Here is a 15687-nt window from a genome sequence, read left to right as displayed (position 1 = left end):
TCGCCGGGCCGTAGACACATCGCGGCGGACGTTGGGCGCCGGACGCCGGGCGGGAGCCTCCGAGCGGGCGGCGACCCGGGCCGCTGACCTGAACCGCGGCCCCGAGCCGGCGCCGCTCCGGGCCGCGGCGGTACCAGGAACCGGGGCCGGAGCCACCGCGGCCCTCCTCCCCTGCCGCCGAGCGGCCCTGTGCGGCTGCGCGTACGGGTGACACGGCCAGCGGGGTGCGCACGCCCGTCGCCGGGGGTGGCGAAACATCTCTGGCGGCCGGTCACGCGCCGGCCCCGCACCGCCGATCCGACCGGGCATCCCCCTGCCGCGGCACGGGTCCGTCGCAGGGAGTCCCCGTGCACGTCCTCCTCGTCGCGAGCGCCTTCAACAGTCTCACCCAGCGGGTCCACGCCGAACTGCGCGACCACGGCCACAGCGTCGCCGTGGAGCTGGCGCTCCCCGCGGCCGACCTGGCGGCGTCCGTCGGCCGCCACCGCCCCGACCTGATCGTCGCGCCGATGCTGACCTCGGCCGTGCCGGAAGAGGTCTGGTCCGCCCACACCTGCCTGATCGTGCATCCCGGTCCGGTCGGGGACCGGGGGCCCTCCTCGCTCGACCGGGCCCTGCTGGACGGGGTACCGCGGTGGGGCGTCACCGTCCTGCAGGCCAATGCGGAGATGGACGCCGGCGACGTGTGGGCCACGGTGGAGTGTCCCGGTCCGGACCCGGACGAGTCCAAGAGCGCCTGGTACCGGGGCGAGGTCGCCGACGCCGCCCTGGAGGCCGTCCTGCTCGCCGTGGACCGCTTCGCCTCCGGGACGTACGTCCCCGAACCGCAGACCGGAGGCCTGGCCCGCCCGCTGCTGCGCCAGGAGCACCGCCGGATCGACTGGCCGCGGGACGGTACCGAGCGGGTGCTGCGCACCCTGCGCGCCGCGGACTCCCGGCCCGGCGTACGGGACGAGTTGCTCGGCGGCGTCTGGTACCTGCACGGCGGCCACCCGGAGGACCGGCTGCGCGGCCGCCCCGGCGAACTGCTGGCGACCCGGGCGGGGGCGGTCTGCCGGGCCACCGCCGACGGAGCCGTGTGGATCCCGGAGCTGCGGGCCCACCGCGCCCCGGGACAGCCGTCCGCCCCCAAGCTCCCCGCCACCCTGGCGCTCGGGGACCTGCTGCCCGGGCTGCCCGAGCTGCCCGCCCCGGCGGAAGCAGGCCCGGGCCCGGGGCCCCGTACCTGGTCCGACATCGGTTACCACGAGGAGGGCGGGGCCGGGTTCCTGTCGTTCTCCTTCCCGGGCGGTGCGATGAGCACCGCCCACTGCCGGCGCCTGCTCGACGCCTACCGCACGGCCTGCGCCCGGCCGACCTCGGTGCTCGTGCTCGGCGGCGGACGGGACTTCTTCTCCAACGGGATCCACCTGGGCGTCATCGAGGCCGCCGCCGATCCCGCCGAGGAGTCCTGGGCCAACATCAACGCCATGGACGACCTGGTGGAGGCCGTCCTGACCACCACCGACCGGCTCGTGATCTCCGCGCTGGGCGGCAACGCGGCCGCCGGCGGAGCGGTGCTCGCCCTCGCCGCCGACGAGGTGTGGTGCCGTTCCGGTGTGGTCCTGGGCCCGCACTACCGGCTGATGGGCCTGTACGGATCGGAGTTCTGGACGTACACCCTGCCGCGCCGGACCGGCCGGGCCGCCGCGGAGCGCCTCGCCGCGGCAGCCCTGCCGCTCAGCACCGCGGCGGCCCGGCGGCTGGGCCTGGTCGACCGGACGCTCGACTGCCCGCCCGGGGAGTTCCCGGCCCGGGCCGCGGCGCTCGCCGCGCGGCTCTCCGGACACGCCGCCACCACCTCGAGGATCGCCACCAAGAAGGCGCGCCGCGAGCTGGACGAGGCCCGGCGCCCGCTGGCCTCCTACCGGGCGGCCGAGCTGGAGCGGATGCGGCAGACCTTCTTCGACCCGCAGGCCCCGTACCACGCGCTGCGCCGGGCCTTCGTGGGCAAGGTGCGCCCGGACGCGACGCCGCCGCACCTCGCGCGCGCCGTACCGGCCCTGCACGGCACGCCGCGGCCCGCGCGACCGGTCGCCGTCACCGGACCGGGTGTATTCGACGAGGCACCCGACCCCGGTCGGTGCTAGCAAGAAAGGTGGGGCCGTCGCGCCCCTCGCGGTGACCGGCCTCCCCTGCGGGCCCCGCCGCCGCTCCTCCCACTCCCCCTCCCCAAGGAGGTCTCCGCATGGACGCAGCAACGCCGGCCCCGGTGACGGACGACCCGGCAGCGGACGACCCGTTGATCCACATCCTCTGGATCAACGCGGGCCTGAGCTGTGACGGTGACTCCGTGTCCCTGACCGCCGCGATGCAGCCGAGCATCGAGGAGATCGTGACCGGGACGCTGCCCGGGCTGCCCCGGATCGCCGTGCACTGGCCGCTGATCGACTTCGAGTGCGGCCCCGTCGGGGGCGCGGACACGTTCATCGAGTGGTTCTTCAAGGGCGAGCGGGGCGAGATCGATCCGTTCGTGCTGGTGGTCGAGGGCTCCATCCCCAACGAGAAGATCAAGGCCGAGGGCTACTGGTCCGGGTTCGGCGACGATCCGGCGACCGGCCAGCCCATCACCACCAGCGAGTGGATCGACCGGCTGGCGCCCAAGGCGCTGGCCGTGGTGGCCATCGGAACCTGCGCCACGTACGGCGGCATCCACGCGATGGAGGGCAATCCGACGGGTGCGATGGGACTGCCCGACTACCTGGGCTGGGACTGGAAGTCCCACGCCGGGATCCCGATCGTGTGCGTGCCGGGCTGCCCGATCCAGCCGGACAACTTCTCGGAGACCCTCACCTACCTGCTCTACCAGGCGGCGGGATCGGCCCCGATGATCCCGCTGGACGACAAGCTGCGGCCCACGTGGCTGTTCGGCAGCACGGTGCACGAGGGGTGCGACCGGGCCGGCTACTACGAGCAGGGCGAGTTCGCGGAGACCTACGACTCCCCCAAATGCCTCGTGAAGATCGGCTGTTGGGGTCCGGTGGTCAAGTGCAACGTGCCCAAGCGCGGCTGGATGAACGGCATCGGCGGCTGCCCGAACGTGGGCGGCATCTGCATCGCCTGCACGATGCCGGGCTTCCCGGACAAGTTCATGCCGTTCATGGACGAACCGCCGGGCGCCAAGGTCTCCACCAAGGCCAGCGGCGCGTACGGCGCCGTGATCCGCAGGCTCCGGGCGATCACCCTGCACACCGTCGACCAGGAGCCCAAGTGGCGCCACACCGGCGAGAAGCTGACGACGGGCTACCGCCCGCCCTGGTGAACCCCGCCCCGATGAACCCTCTCCCTGGTGAACTCCCGCCCGGAGAAAGCCGGTTCACTCCGCACACACCTCCTCCACCCGCGCTGATGAAGGGTCACGGCAGACACGATGGAACCGAAGACGAAGGCGGCCGGCGACGGCAGCGGCCTGGTCGAGATGGCCTGGGATCCGATCACCCGGATCGTGGGCAGCCTCGGCATCCACACGAAGATCGACTTCAAGCAGAAGCGGGTCGCCGAGTGCTACAGCACCTCGTCGGTCTTCCGTGGCTACAGCGTCTTCATGCGCGGCAAGGACCCCCGTGACGCGCACTTCATCACCAGCCGCATCTGCGGGATCTGCGGCGACAACCACGCCACGTGTTCCGTCTACGCGCAGAACATGGCCTACGGGGTGAAGCCCCCGCACCTCGCCGAATGGATCATCAACCTCGGCGAGTCCGCGGAGTACATGTTCGACCACAACATCTTCCAGGAGAACCTGGTCGGGGTCGACTACTGCGAGAAGATGGTCCGCGAGACCAATCCCGGGGTCCTGGAGCTGGCCGAGCGGACCCCGGCCCCGCACGCGGGCGAGCACGGCTACCGCACCATCGCCGACATCATGCGCTCGCTCAACCCCATCGAGGGCGAGTTCTACCGCGAGGCCCTCCAAGTCAGCCGCTACACGCGGGAGATGTTCTGTCTGATGGAGGGGCGCCACGTGCACCCCTCCACCCTCTACCCGGGCGGCGTGGGCACCATCGCCTCGGTCCAGCTCTTCACCGACTACATGAGCCGCCTGATGCGGTACGTGGAGTTCATGAAGAAGGTGGTGCCGCTGCACGACGACCTGTTCGACTTCTTCTACGAGGCCCTGCCCGGGTACGAGGAGGTCGGCCGCCGGCGCGTCCTGCTCGGCTGCTGGGGCGCCCTCAACGACCCCGAGTACTGCGACTTCACGTACGCCAACATGACCGACTGGGGACGGAAGATGTTCGTCACCCCGGGCGTGGTGGTGGACGGCAAACTGGTCACCAACGACCTCACCGAGATCAACCTCGGCATCCGCATCCTGCTGGGCAGCTCGTACTACGACGACTGGCAGGGGCAGGAGCAGTTCGTCACGCACGACCCGCTCGGCAACCCGGTGGATCCGCGCCACCCGTGGAACCAGCACACCATCCCGGCCCCGCAGAAGCGGAACTTCGACGACAAGTACAGCTGGGTGATGTCGCCGCGCTGGTTCGACGGCAAGGACCACCTGGCGCTCGACACCGGCGGCGGCCCCCTCGCCCGGCTGTGGTCCACGGCGCTGTCCGGGCTGGTGGACGTGGGCTACGTCAAGGCCACCGGGCACAGCGTGGTCATCAACCTGCCGAAGACGATGACCAAGCCCGAGACGACCTTCGAGTGGCGGATCCCCAAGTGGAGCAACGCCCTGGAGCGCAACCGGGCCCGTACCTACTTCCAGGCGTACGCGGCCGCCATCGCGCTGCACTGCGCCGAGAAGGGGCTGGCGGAGGTACGCGCCGGACGCACCCAGACCTGGGAGAAGTTCGAGGTGCCGGACCAGGCGGTCGGCGTCGGCTTCACCGAGGCCGTACGGGGCGTCCTGTCGCACCACATGGTCATCCGCGACGGGAAGATCGCCAACTACCACCCGTACCCGCCGACCCCGTGGAACGCCAGCACCCGCGACACCTTCGGCACCCCGGGACCGTACGAGGACGCCGTGCAGAACACGCCCATCTTCGAGGAGAACACCCCGGAGAACTTCAAGGGCATCGACATCATGCGGGCGGTCCGCAGCTTCGACCCCTGTCTGCCGTGCGGGGTGCACATGTACGTGGGCGGCGGCAAGACCGTCAAGACCATGCACGTGCCCACCGGCCTGAGCGGACTGGGCGGATGAGCGCCGCACGCACGGGCGTCGCGATCGACGCACGGGAGGCGGGACGCCGGGTGGACGCGGTCCTCGACCGGCTCGCCGCCACGGGAGACCGGGCGGCCTGCGCCGCCGCCGAGGAACTGGTCCGCGGACTCATGGAGTTCTACGGGGCGGGGCTCGCCCGGATCACGGAGCGGCTCGGCGACCACGGCCTGGCCCCACTGCTGGACGACGAGCTCGTGGCGAGCCTGCTGGCGCTGCACGACCTGAACCCCGAGGACGTGGACGTCCGGATCGGGCGGGCGCTGCGGTCCGCGCCGGAGCCCGCGGAACTGCTCGGCTTCGACCCGGCCTCCGGCGTCCTGCGGCTGAGCGTGCCCGCCGGCGGCGGCTGCGGCTGCGGATCGGACGCCGGCTCCACCGGGGCCCCGCAGGGCGTGGCGGACGCCCTGGCGGCCTTCGCGCCCGAAGTGACCTCCGTAGAGGTGGAGAAGGCGGCCCCCGCCCCGGCCCTCCTCCAGATCAGCGCCCGCCCGCAGACCCCGGCACGGGTACGGTGAGCGCGCCCGCCCCGGCCGCGCGCGGCCTGCGCAGGTTCGCCGGCGCCCGACCGCCGCGCCCCGAGACCTGCGAACTGTGCGGGGTGGCGGTCGCCGAGGACCGGCACCGCCACCTGGTGGAGACGGAGCGGCGGGCCCTGGTCTGCGCCTGCACCGCCTGCGCCCTGCTCTTCGACCGGCCCGGGGCGGCCACCGGCCGGTTCCGCGCCGTGCCGGACCGCTACCTCACCGACCCGGAGCGTCCGCTGGGCGACGGCGCCTGGGAGGCCCTCCAGATCCCCGTCGGGGTGGCCTTCCTCTTCCGCAACGCCGCCCTGGACCGCCTGGTCGCGCTCTACCCGAGCCCCGCCGGAGCCACCGAGAGCGAGCTCGACCCGGAGACCTGGCAGCGCGTGCTCGGCGCCGGACGCCTGGCGGGCCTGCTGGAGCCCGACGTGGAGGCGCTGCTGCTGCACCGCGCGGCCGGGGAGACCACCTGCCACCTGGTCCCCATCGACATCTGCTACGAACTGGTGGGCCGGATGCGGATGCTCTGGCAGGGCTTCGACGGGGGCGCCGAAGCCCGGGAGGCGCTGCGCGTGTTCTTCGAGCGGGTGGAGCGGCGGGCCCGCGCACTCGCCCCCGACCCCACGGAAGCGGGGCGGCCGTGACCGACTTCGCCTTCGCCTGCACCGGGGTGCGCGCGGATCCGTACGCCGCCGGACCCACGCTGGTGTTCCGGCTGCGGCTGACCGCCTCCCCCGGGGTGCGCGTGCACGCCGTCGCCCTGCGCTGCCAGCTCCGCGTGGAGCCCGCCAAGCGGCGCTACGGCCCCGTCGAGGCGGACGGGCTGGCCGACCTGTTCGGCGACCCCTCCCGCTGGGGGTCCACCCTCCAGCCGGTGCAGTTCGCGCAGGTCTCGGTGATGGTCCCGAGCTTCACCGGGGAGACCGAGGTGGACCTCGTGGTGCCGTGCAGCTACGACATGGACATCGCGGCGACCCGGTACTTCGCGGCGCTCCAGGACGGTGAGGTCCCGATGCTGATGCTGTTCTCGGGCACCGCCTTCACCGGGGCGGGCGGCTTCCACGTCGAACCGGTGCCCTGGGACCGCGAGGCCGCGTACCGGATGCCCGTGGCCGTCTGGCGGGAGATGGTCGAGCAGCACTTCCCCGGCTGCGGCTGGCTGCGGCTGCCCGCCGACACCATGGCCGATCTGCTCGCCTTCCGTTCGCGGCACGCGCTTCCCTCCTGGGAGGCCACCGTGCGCGCCCTCCTGGACGGAGCGGCCGATCCGTTGCCCGCCCCGGTCCGGCTGGGGATGCCCGCGCCGCTCGTCGTCGAGAGGACCGCGCCGTGACCACGACCGCCCCCGGCCCGGCGGGCGCCGCCCGCTCGGTCGACGCCGCCGGCCCTGTCGACGCGCCGGACCGCCGCTTCGCGACGGCCCGGCAGGTGGCCGACGCCGTCCTCTTCGAGGGGTACGTCCTCTACCCGTACCGGGCTTCCGCGGCGAAGAACCGGATGCGCTGGCAGTTCGGCGTGCTCGTGCCGCCCGCCTGGGCCCCCGCCCACGGGGAGCACTCCTTCCAGCGGACGGAGATCCTGCTGGAGCCCCGGGGCGCGGCGACGCTCTTCCTGGAGCTGCGCTTCCTGCACGCCCAGCGGCGCACGGTCCAACGGGCCCGCGCCGACGGCTCGTTCGAGGAGGTGGCCGAGCTCCAGCTGCCCGACCGGGTGCTGGTCCCCTGGGACGAGGGGACCGAGGAACGGGTCGAGGTTTCCGTGCCTGTGGCCGAACTGGCTCAATCCGAGGCCGTGTTCCCCTTCTTCCGGCCCGCCCGCGAGGAGGTCGAGCCGGTCCTCGACGCGGAAGGCCGCACGGTCGGCCGCCTGGTGCGGCGTACGGAGCGGATCGACGGGGTCCTGCGGCTGAGCGCGGCCGAACTCGAAGGCCCCTACCGGGTGTCGAAGCTCACCGCCGTGGTGGAGAACACCGGCCCGTGGGCCCCGGAGGATCCGTCCGCGACCCGGGAGGAGGCGCTGCCCCGCTCACTGGTCGCCGCCCATCTCCTGCTGGCGCTGAGCTCAGGATCCTTCCTGGCCATGACCGACCCGCCCGAGTGGGCCAAGGGGGCGGTCGCGGCCTGCGAGAACCGGCACACCTGGCCGGTACTGGCGGGCGAGCCGGGCCGCGCGGACGTGGTCCTGTCCTCCCCCATCATCTTGGAGGACCATCCGGCCATCGCCCCCGAGAGCGCCGGCGCCATGTACGACGCCACCGAGATCGACGAGATCCTGGCCCTGCGCACCGCGGCCCTCACCGACCAGGAGAAGCGGGAGGCCCGCGGGACCGATCCCCGCGCGGCCGCCGTGATCGAGCTGGCCGATTCGATGCCGCCCGAGGTACTGGAGCGGCTGCACGGGGCCGTACGGGGCCTGCGCGAGATCACCGGCGAGCCCCCGGGCGGGGGCGGGTCCGGGGGCGGGGCCGCCGCGCCGGACCCGGACACGCTGTTCCGGCCCGACACCCCCTGGTGGGACCCGGCCGGGGCGGACTCCGCCGCGCCCGTACCCGAGCACGTGACCGTCGCCGGTGTCCGGGTGGGCGCCGGGAGCCGTGTCGTACTGCGCCCGGGACTGCGCCGGACCGACGCCCAGGACCTGTTCCTCCAGGGCCACACCGCCCTGGTGGAGGCCGTGCTGCACGATGTCGACGGCGGAGTGCACCTCGCCGTCACCGTGGAGGGCGACCCGGGCGCCGACATCCGCCGGGAGCAGGGCCGGTTCCTGTACTTCCAGCCGGACGAGGTCACCGTCGCCGCCGCCGTCGCGCCCGGGGAGCCGGCGTGAACGGCCGCACCCTGGTCGCGGGCATCGGCAACGTCTTCCTCGGTGACGACGGCTTCGGCGTGGAGACCCTGCGGGCCCTGTCCGCGCACCCGCTGCCGCCGGGCGTGGAGGCGGTGGACTTCGGGGTCCGCGGGGTCCACCTCGCCTACCAGGTGCTGGAGGGCTACGACACGCTCGTCCTCGTCGACGCCACCGCGCGCGGCGGGGCCCCCGGCACCCTGTACCTGATCGAGGTCGGCGAGGACACGGCCGCTCCGCCGGACGGGGCCGCTCCCTCAGACGGGGCCGCTCCGCCGACCGGGGCCGCCCTAGACGGGCACGACATGTCACCCTCCACCGTCCTCGCCCTGCTGGACACCCTGTGCGCCGGGACCGGCGCCGAGGCGCCCCGGCGCGTGCTCGTCCTCGGCTGCGAACCCGCCTGCGTCGAGGAGGGCATCGGGCTGAGCGGGCCGGTGGCCGACGCGGTGCCGCGGGCCGTGCGGGCCCTCCTGGAGCTGCTCGCGCAGGAGGAGCCGTACGCATCCGGGACGGACGACCCGAACCGCCGAGAACTGAGGAGCACCCCATGAAGAAGGTAGTCGTCGGCGGGGCCGCCGCCCTGGCCCTCATCGCCGTCCTCAAGCAGGTCCTGCCCGACATCAGGCGCTACTTGCGCATCCGCCGCATGTGAACGCGTACGCCCCGCCCTCCGAATGGAGTACGGGGCGTACGGGCTCCCGGCGTGCCCGGCCGCGGGGCCCGGGTCCTGCCGGTGTAATGAGCCCCGGCAGGACGGAGACCGAATCCGATGCACGAGATGTCGATCGCCCTGGCCGTCGTCGGCCAGGTGGAGGAAGCGGCCCCGGAGGCCGGCAGCGTCGTGAGCCGAGTGGAGCTCCAGGTCGGCCAGTTGGCCGGGGTGGTCCCGGACGCACTCGGCTTCTGCTTCGAACTGGCCTGCGCCGGAACGGTCCTGGAAGGGGCCGAGCTCGTCGTCCGGTCCGTCGCGGCCCGTGCGCACTGCGGCGCCTGCACGGGTGACTGGGCCGTCGGGATGCCTCCCGAACTGTGCTGTCCCACGTGCGGAAGGGCCACGGAGGTGGAGCTCCTCTCCGGACGCGAGCTGCGCATCCTCACGGTGACCTGGGAGGACGCGCGGTCCGCCGAGGCCTCTGTCACTTCCCGCCGCGCCCCGATCTCCGAGGAGGCCTGACCCATGTGCCGAGTGGTCGACCTGCAACAGGCGGTGCTCGCCAAGAACGACGGGGCCGCGCAGGCGCTGCGCGCCGAACTGACCGCCCGCGGTACGACGGTGGTCAACATGCTGTCCAGTCCGGGCAGCGGCAAGACCGCGCTGCTGGAGCGGGAACTGCTGCTCGCCGGGGAACGCGGGGTGGCCGTCGCGGCCCTGACCGCCGACCTGGCCACCGAGAACGACGCGGTGCGGCTGGCCCGTTCGGGGGCGCCGGTCAAGCAGGTGCTCACCGACGGGCTCTGCCATCTGGAGGCTGTGATGCTGGGCCGCCACCTGGACGGCTGGCTGCCCGAGGACACCCGTCTGCTCTTCGTGGAGAACGTCGGCAATCTGGTCTGCCCGGCCTCCTACGACCTCGGGGAATCGCTGCGCGTGGTCCTCGCGTCGGTGACCGAGGGCGAGGACAAGCCGCTGAAGTACCCGACGGCCTTCGGGCTGGCCCAGCTCGTCGTCGTCACCAAGACCGACATCGCGCAGGCCGTCGACTTCGACGAGGCGGCCTTCCGCGCGAACGTCCAGCAGGTCAACCCGGGGGTGGAGGTGCTGCTCACCTCGGCCCGCACCGGCGAGGGCCTCGGTCTCCTGCTGGACCGGGCACAAGCGATCGGCGCGGGAGCCGCCGCCCACACCCCGGTGATGGCCGGCGCCGGCGCGGACGGGAGCCACGCGCACAGCCACGACGGCCACACACACGGCCCGGCGGACGGGCACGATCACGGGCACGGGCACAGCCAGGGGGAGGCGCACGGCCACAGCCATGACCAGGGCCCGCAGCCCGGACGGAGGCAGGCGACCGGCCCGGAGCACGGCCAGGGCCAGGGCCAGGGCCAGGGCCAGGGCCACGGCCACAGCCAGGGGCCCGACCAGGGGCAGGGGCCCGGCCACGGCCACACACCGAGGCCGGCCGGTCCCCCAGCGGCAGCAGCGCAAGCGCACGCCCGCTGATGGAGTCCCTACAGCGCCGCCGGGTCACCGTCCAGGGCGTGGTGCAGGGCGTCGGTTTCCGGCCGTACGTCTACGCCCGCGCCACCGGGCTCGGTCTGGCCGGACACGTCACCAACACCCCGGAGGGAGTGGTGACCGAGGTCGAGGGAGCGGCGGCCGCCGTCGCCGCCTTCTGCGAGCGCCTCGCGGCGGACGCGCCCCCGCTGGCCGTGGTGGACGCCGTGGACCACTGCGAGGTGCCGGTGGTCGGCGGCGCCGGATTCTCGATCATCGCCTCCCGGGGCGGCGGCCCGGCCCGGACCCTGGTCTCCCCGGACACGGCCACGTGCGCCGCGTGCCTCGCGGAACTGGCGGATCCGGCCGACCGCCGCCACCGGCACCCCTTCATCACGTGCACGCACTGCGGCCCCCGCTTCACGATCGTCACCGGACTGCCCTACGACCGCGTGCACACGACCATGGCCGGCTTCCCGATGTGCCCCGACTGCGCCCGCGAGTACGCCGATCCGGCCGACCGCCGCTTCCACGCCCAGCCGGTCGCCTGCCCGGCCTGCGGTCCCCGGCTGCGGCTGCTGGTCGCCGGCGCCGGCGCCGGCCGCGACCCGTACGATCCCGCCGGTACGGATCCGGTCGCCGGGGCACGCGAGATGCTGGCCCGGGGCGCGATCCTGGCGGTCAAGGGGCTCGGCGGCTACCACCTGGCCTGCGACGCCACCCGGCCCGAGGCCGTGGCGGAGCTGCGCCGGCGCAAGTCCCGCGGGGACAAGCCGTTCGCGGTGATGGCGCGCGACCTCGCGGAGGCGGAGCGGCTGGCGCACCTCGGCCCCGAGGAACGCGCCCTGCTCACCGGGAGCGTCCGGCCCATCGTGCTGCTCCGCAGGCGCGCCGGCGTCCCCGGACCGGCCGAGGAGGTCGCGCCGCGCAGCCCCGACCTCGGCGTCATGCTCCCGTACACCCCGGTCCATCACCTGCTGTTCGGGCTTCCCGGTGACCCTCCGGGGCCCGCGCTGCTCGTCATGACCAGCGGGAACCTCGCGGGCGAGCCCATCGTCACCGGGGAGGACGAGGCCCTGGAGCGGCTGGCCGGCCTCGCCGACGGCTGGCTCACGCACGACAGGCCCATCCACGTTCCGTGCGACGACTCCGTGGTCCGGGTCTGCGACGGCGCCGAGCTGCTGGTGCGGCGTGCGCGCGGCTACGCCCCGCTGCCGCTGCCGCTGCCCTTTCCCGTCCCCGCCACGCTGGCGACGGGGGGCGACCTGAAGAACGCCCTCTGCCTCGGTGAGGGCCGCCGGGCCTGGCTGTCGGCGCACATCGGCGACATGGACGACCTGTCCACCCAGATCGCCTTCGAGCGGGCCGAACGGCAGCTGGAGTCCGTCACCGGGGTCTCTCCCGTACTGCTGGCCACCGACCGGCATCCCGGGTACCGGTCGGGCCGCTGGGCGGTCCGCAACGCGGGGGGCCGGCCCCTGGTGCGCGTCCAGCACCATCACGCGCACATCGCGTCCGCGCTGGCCGAACACGGCCTGGACGGCGGCGAGCGGGTGATCGGCGTCGCCTTCGACGGCACCGGCTACGGTGACGACGGCGCGGTGTGGGGCGGCGAGGTGCTCCTCGCCGACTACGCCGGGTACACCCGCTTCGCCCACCTCGCGTACGTGCCGCTGCCGGGCGGTGACGCCGCGGTGCGCCGGCCGTACCGCATGGCCCTGTCGCACCTGCGGGCGGCGGGCATCCCCTGGGATCCGGACCTGCCGTGCACGAGCAGCTGCCCGGAGGACGAACTCCGTTTGCTGTCGCGGCAGTTGGAGCGCGATCTGAACTGCGCCGCCACGTCCAGCATGGGGCGGCTCTTCGACAGCGTCTCCTCCCTGGCGGGCATCTGCCAGCTCTCCGGGTACGAGGCCCAGGCCGCGATGGAGCTCGAATCCGCCGCGCTGCGGGCAACGGGACACGCGGACCGACACCCCTACGCCTTCGCCCTGAACCATCCGGCGCCAGGCCGCGACGGCCCCGTCACCGCCGATCCGGCGCCGCTGCTGGCTTCGGTGGTGGCCGACCTGCGGGCGGGGGCGGATACCTCCGTGATCGCGGCGCGCTTCCACGCCGCCGTCACCGGACTCGTCGCGGAGCTGTGCGTCCTGGCACGCGAACGGCACGCCCTGGACGTGGTGGCGCTGACCGGCGGGGTCTTCGCCAACGGCCTGCTGTCCTCGTCCTGCGCCCGCGTGCTGAGCGGGCTCGGCTTCACCGTACTGCGGCACCGCCAGGTCCCGCCGAACGACGGCGGGCTGGCACTCGGTCAGCTCATGGTGGCGGCCGCCCGCGGCGCCACCGACCCCCCACAGCGAGGAGAGGTCCATGTGCTTGGCGGTACCCGGCAGAGTGCTTGACATCGCGGAGAAGGACGGCACCCGCATGGCCACGGTCGATTTCGGCGGCGTGCAGAAGGAGGTGTGCCTGGAGTACCTGCCCGACCTCCAGGTCGGCGAGTACGCCATCGTCCACGTGGGCTTCGCCCTCCAGCGTCTGGACGAGGAGTCGGCCCGGCAGACCCTCGCACTGTTCGCGGAACTCGGCATGCTCCAGGAGGAGTTCGGCGACCCGTGGGAGCTGGCCGCGGACGCCGCCGACGGTGGCGAGGGAGGGCCTCGGTGAAGTACATCGACGAGTTCCAGGACCCGGCCCTCGCGCGCCGGATCCTGGACGAGATCCACTCCACGGTGACCCGCCCCTGGGCACTGATGGAGGTGTGCGGCGGTCAGACGCACACCATCATCCGGCACGGAATCGATCAACTCCTGCCGGATCAAGTGGAGTTGATCCACGGACCGGGCTGTCCCGTCTGCGTCACCCCGCTGGAGGTCATCGACAAGGCCCTGGAGATCGCCTCCCGGCCGGGCGTGATCTTCTGCTCCTTCGGCGACATGCTCCGCGTCCCCGGAACCGGCCGCGACCTGTTCCGGGTCCGCAGCGAGGGCGGCGACGTACGGGTGGTCTACTCCCCGCTCGACGCCCTGAACATCGCCCGGCAGAACCCGGACCGGGAGGTGGTGTTCTTCGGGATCGGCTTCGAGACCACGGCCCCGCCGAACGCGATGACGGTGCACCAGGCGAAGCGGCTGGGCATCCCCAACTTCAGCCTGCTGGTCTCCCACGTACGGGTTCCCCCGGCCATCGAGGCCATCATGCGGTCCCCCAGCTGCCGGGTGCAGGGCTTCCTCGCCGCCGGGCACGTGTGCAGCGTGATGGGCATGGCGGAGTACCCGGAGCTCGCGGCGCGCCACCGGGTGCCGATCGTGGTGACGGGCTTCGAGCCGCTGGACATCCTCGAAGGCGTACGGCGCACCGTGCTCCAGCTCGAACGGGGCGAGCACACCGTGGAGAACGCCTACGAGCGCGCCGTCCGCCCGGAGGGCAACCCCGCCGCCCTCGCCATGCTGGAGGACGTCTTCGAGGTCACGGACCGGGCCTGGCGCGGGATCGGGGTCATCCCGGACAGCGGCTGGCGGCTGTCCGAGCGCTACCGGGAGTTCGACGCCGAGCACCGCTTCTCGGTCACCGGGATCACCACGCGGGAGCCCGCCGAGTGCCGCAGCGGCGAGGTGCTCCAGGGGCTCATCAAACCGCACGAGTGCGAGGCCTTCGGCACCCTGTGCACCCCGCGCAATCCGCTCGGCGCCACGATGGTCTCCAGCGAGGGCGCCTGCGCCGCGTACTACCTCTACCGCCGGCTCGACCTCCCGGCCGCGCCGGCCGCCCCGACGACGCCGCTGGAGGCGAGCCCCGTTGGCTGAGACCGCACCCCTGGACATCACGGGCTGGACCTGCCCGGCCCCGCTGCGCGACCACCCCCGGGTGGTGATGGGCCACGGCGGGGGCGGCGCGCTGTCCGCCGAACTGGTCGAGCACCTCTTCCTCCCGGAGTTCGGCGGCGCGGCCCTCGCCCAGCTCGGGGACTCCGCCGCGCTCACCCTCGGCGGTGTCCGGCTGGCCTTCTCCACGGACTCCTACGTCGTGCGCCCGCTGTTCTTCCCGGGCGGCTGCATCGGCGACCTCGCGGTCAACGGCACGGTCAACGACCTGGCCATGTCAGGGGCCGTACCGGCCTATCTCTCCTGCGGGTTCATCCTCGAGGAGGGCGTCGAGATGTCCGTCGTCTCCCGGGTCGCCCGCGCGATGGGCGAGGCCGCGCGGGCCGCCGGCGTGGAGGTGGTCACCGGGGACACCAAGGTCGTGGAGAGCGGGCACGGGGACGGCGTCTACATCAACACCGCGGGCATCGGCGTCATCCCCGCGGGGGTGGACCTGCGCCCGCAGCGGGTCGTGCCGGGCGACGTGGTCATCGTCAGCGGTGAGATCGGGCTGCACGGCATCGCCATCATGAGCGTGCGCGAGGGTCTGGAGTTCGGGGTGGACGTGGAGAGCGACTGCGCTCCGCTGGGCGGCCTCGTCCGGAGCATGCTCGCGGTCACCCCCGACCTGCACGTCCTGCGCGACCCCACCCGGGGCGGTCTGGCCGCCGCGCTCAACGAGATCGCCACGGCCTCCGGCACCGGCGTCCTGGTCCACGAGTCCCGTGTGCCGGTGCCCCCGGCCGTCGCGAACGCCTGCTCCATCCTCGGCCTGGACCCGTTCTACGTGGCCAACGAGGGCAAGCTCGTGGCCTTCGTACCGCGCGAGCACGCCGAGGCCGTGCTCGACGCGATGCGGGCGCATCCGCTGGGGCGGGGCGCGACCGTGATCGGCGAGGCCGTGGAGGCCCACCCGGGCATGGTCGTGGCCCGCACCGGACTGGGCGGCACCCGCGTGATGGACCTGCCGCTCGGGGAGCAGCTGCCGCGGATCTGCTGAGTCCGGCCCCGGATCCGCCGCGGCACCCCGCCGCGGCGGATGCCAGGACCGCGGCCGCGTACGGGGTTAGGCTCGGAGCAGGCCGC

14 protein-coding genes and 1 pseudogene are annotated in these 15687 nt (G+C 73.6%); all 15 read left to right on the top strand.

Annotation, left to right across the window (positions count from 1 at the left end):
* Positions 1–347: 347 nt before the first annotated feature.
* A complete protein-coding gene (locus OG730_RS38465) occupies positions 348–2129 on the top strand; it encodes an enoyl-CoA hydratase-related protein (RefSeq protein ID WP_327308635.1) in 1782 nt (593 codons plus the stop codon).
* Between the two features lie 98 nt (positions 2130–2227).
* Positions 2228–3301 (top strand): NADH-quinone oxidoreductase subunit B family protein, encoded by a 1074-nt coding sequence (locus OG730_RS38460; protein WP_327308633.1) that lies wholly within the window; start codon positions 2228–2230, stop codon positions 3299–3301.
* Positions 3302–3409: 108 nt separating this feature from the next.
* Positions 3410–5194 (top strand): nickel-dependent hydrogenase large subunit, encoded by a 1785-nt coding sequence (locus tag OG730_RS38455; protein ID WP_327308632.1) that lies wholly within the window; start codon positions 3410–3412, stop codon positions 5192–5194.
* A complete protein-coding gene (locus tag OG730_RS38450; protein ID WP_327308631.1) occupies positions 5191–5730 on the top strand; it encodes a NifU-related iron-sulfur-binding protein in 540 nt (179 codons plus the stop codon). The genes OG730_RS38455 and OG730_RS38450 overlap by 4 nt, the downstream gene beginning before the upstream one ends.
* A complete protein-coding gene (locus tag OG730_RS38445; RefSeq protein ID WP_327308630.1) occupies positions 5727–6380 on the top strand; it encodes a DUF5947 family protein in 654 nt (217 codons plus the stop codon). The genes OG730_RS38450 and OG730_RS38445 overlap by 4 nt, the downstream gene beginning before the upstream one ends.
* Positions 6377–7069 carry a DUF6084 family protein gene (locus tag OG730_RS38440; RefSeq protein ID WP_327308629.1) on the top strand — a complete coding sequence of 231 codons (693 nt, stop codon included), beginning with the start codon at positions 6377–6379 and terminating at the stop codon, positions 7067–7069. Before OG730_RS38445 ends, OG730_RS38440 begins: the two co-directional genes overlap by 4 nt.
* Before the next feature lie 95 nt (positions 7070–7164).
* Positions 7165–8562 carry a hypothetical protein gene (locus OG730_RS38435; RefSeq protein ID WP_327309583.1) on the top strand — a complete coding sequence of 466 codons (1398 nt, stop codon included), beginning with the start codon at positions 7165–7167 and terminating at the stop codon, positions 8560–8562.
* On the top strand, positions 8559–9134 hold the full coding sequence (locus tag OG730_RS38430; RefSeq protein WP_327308628.1) for a hydrogenase maturation protease: 576 nt from the start codon (positions 8559–8561) through the stop codon (positions 9132–9134). The genes OG730_RS38435 and OG730_RS38430 overlap by 4 nt, the downstream gene beginning before the upstream one ends.
* Positions 9131–9235 carry a DUF6893 family small protein gene (locus tag OG730_RS44395; protein WP_442815146.1) on the top strand — a complete coding sequence of 35 codons (105 nt, stop codon included), beginning with the start codon at positions 9131–9133 and terminating at the stop codon, positions 9233–9235. Before OG730_RS38430 ends, OG730_RS44395 begins: the two co-directional genes overlap by 4 nt.
* A gap of 117 nt (positions 9236–9352) precedes the next feature.
* The gene (locus OG730_RS38425) at positions 9353–9757 is read left to right on the top strand and encodes a hydrogenase maturation nickel metallochaperone HypA/HybF (protein WP_327308627.1); all 405 of its coding nucleotides are present in this window, start codon (positions 9353–9355) and stop codon (positions 9755–9757) included.
* A 3-nt stretch (positions 9758–9760) separates the two neighbouring features.
* A pseudogene (gene hypB, locus OG730_RS38420) lies at positions 9761–10558 on the top strand (hydrogenase nickel incorporation protein HypB); the annotation flags it as partial.
* A 185-nt stretch (positions 10559–10743) separates the two neighbouring features.
* Positions 10744–13140 carry a carbamoyltransferase HypF gene (gene hypF / locus OG730_RS38415; protein WP_327308626.1) on the top strand — a complete coding sequence of 799 codons (2397 nt, stop codon included), beginning with the start codon at positions 10744–10746 and terminating at the stop codon, positions 13138–13140.
* Positions 13109–13405, top strand: coding sequence for a HypC/HybG/HupF family hydrogenase formation chaperone (locus OG730_RS38410; RefSeq protein WP_327308625.1), 297 nt, complete (start codon positions 13109–13111; stop codon positions 13403–13405). The genes hypF and OG730_RS38410 overlap by 32 nt, the downstream gene beginning before the upstream one ends.
* Positions 13402–14544, top strand: coding sequence for a hydrogenase formation protein HypD (gene hypD / locus OG730_RS38405; RefSeq protein ID WP_327308624.1), 1143 nt, complete (start codon positions 13402–13404; stop codon positions 14542–14544). Before OG730_RS38410 ends, hypD begins: the two co-directional genes overlap by 4 nt.
* The gene (gene hypE / locus OG730_RS38400) at positions 14537–15601 is read left to right on the top strand and encodes a hydrogenase expression/formation protein HypE (RefSeq protein ID WP_327308623.1); all 1065 of its coding nucleotides are present in this window, start codon (positions 14537–14539) and stop codon (positions 15599–15601) included. Before hypD ends, hypE begins: the two co-directional genes overlap by 8 nt.
* Positions 15602–15687 lie beyond the last annotated feature (86 nt).

Source organism: Streptomyces sp. NBC_01298 (assembly GCF_035978755.1).
GTDB lineage: Bacteria > Actinomycetota > Actinomycetes > Streptomycetales > Streptomycetaceae > Streptomyces.
This window is presented reverse-complemented; position numbering and strand designations above follow the sequence as displayed.

What these genes read in the sequence shown, in the direction of transcription:
- OG730_RS44395 (WP_442815146.1), top strand. Translation starts at nt 9,131, where the DNA reads ATGAAGAAGGTAGTCGTCGGCGGGGCCGCCGCCCTGGCCCTCATCGCC.
- OG730_RS38425 (WP_327308627.1), top strand. Translation starts at nt 9,353, where the DNA reads ATGCACGAGATGTCGATCGCCCTGGCCGTCGTCGGCCAGGTGGAGGAA.
- OG730_RS38460 (WP_327308633.1), top strand. Translation starts at nt 2,228, where the DNA reads ATGGACGCAGCAACGCCGGCCCCGGTGACGGACGACCCGGCAGCGGAC.
- OG730_RS38455 (WP_327308632.1), top strand. Translation starts at nt 3,410, where the DNA reads ATGGAACCGAAGACGAAGGCGGCCGGCGACGGCAGCGGCCTGGTCGAG.
- hypF (WP_327308626.1), top strand. Translation starts at nt 10,744, where the DNA reads ATGGAGTCCCTACAGCGCCGCCGGGTCACCGTCCAGGGCGTGGTGCAG.
- OG730_RS38410 (WP_327308625.1), top strand. Translation starts at nt 13,109, where the DNA reads ATGTGCTTGGCGGTACCCGGCAGAGTGCTTGACATCGCGGAGAAGGAC.
- OG730_RS38450 (WP_327308631.1), top strand. Translation starts at nt 5,191, where the DNA reads ATGAGCGCCGCACGCACGGGCGTCGCGATCGACGCACGGGAGGCGGGA.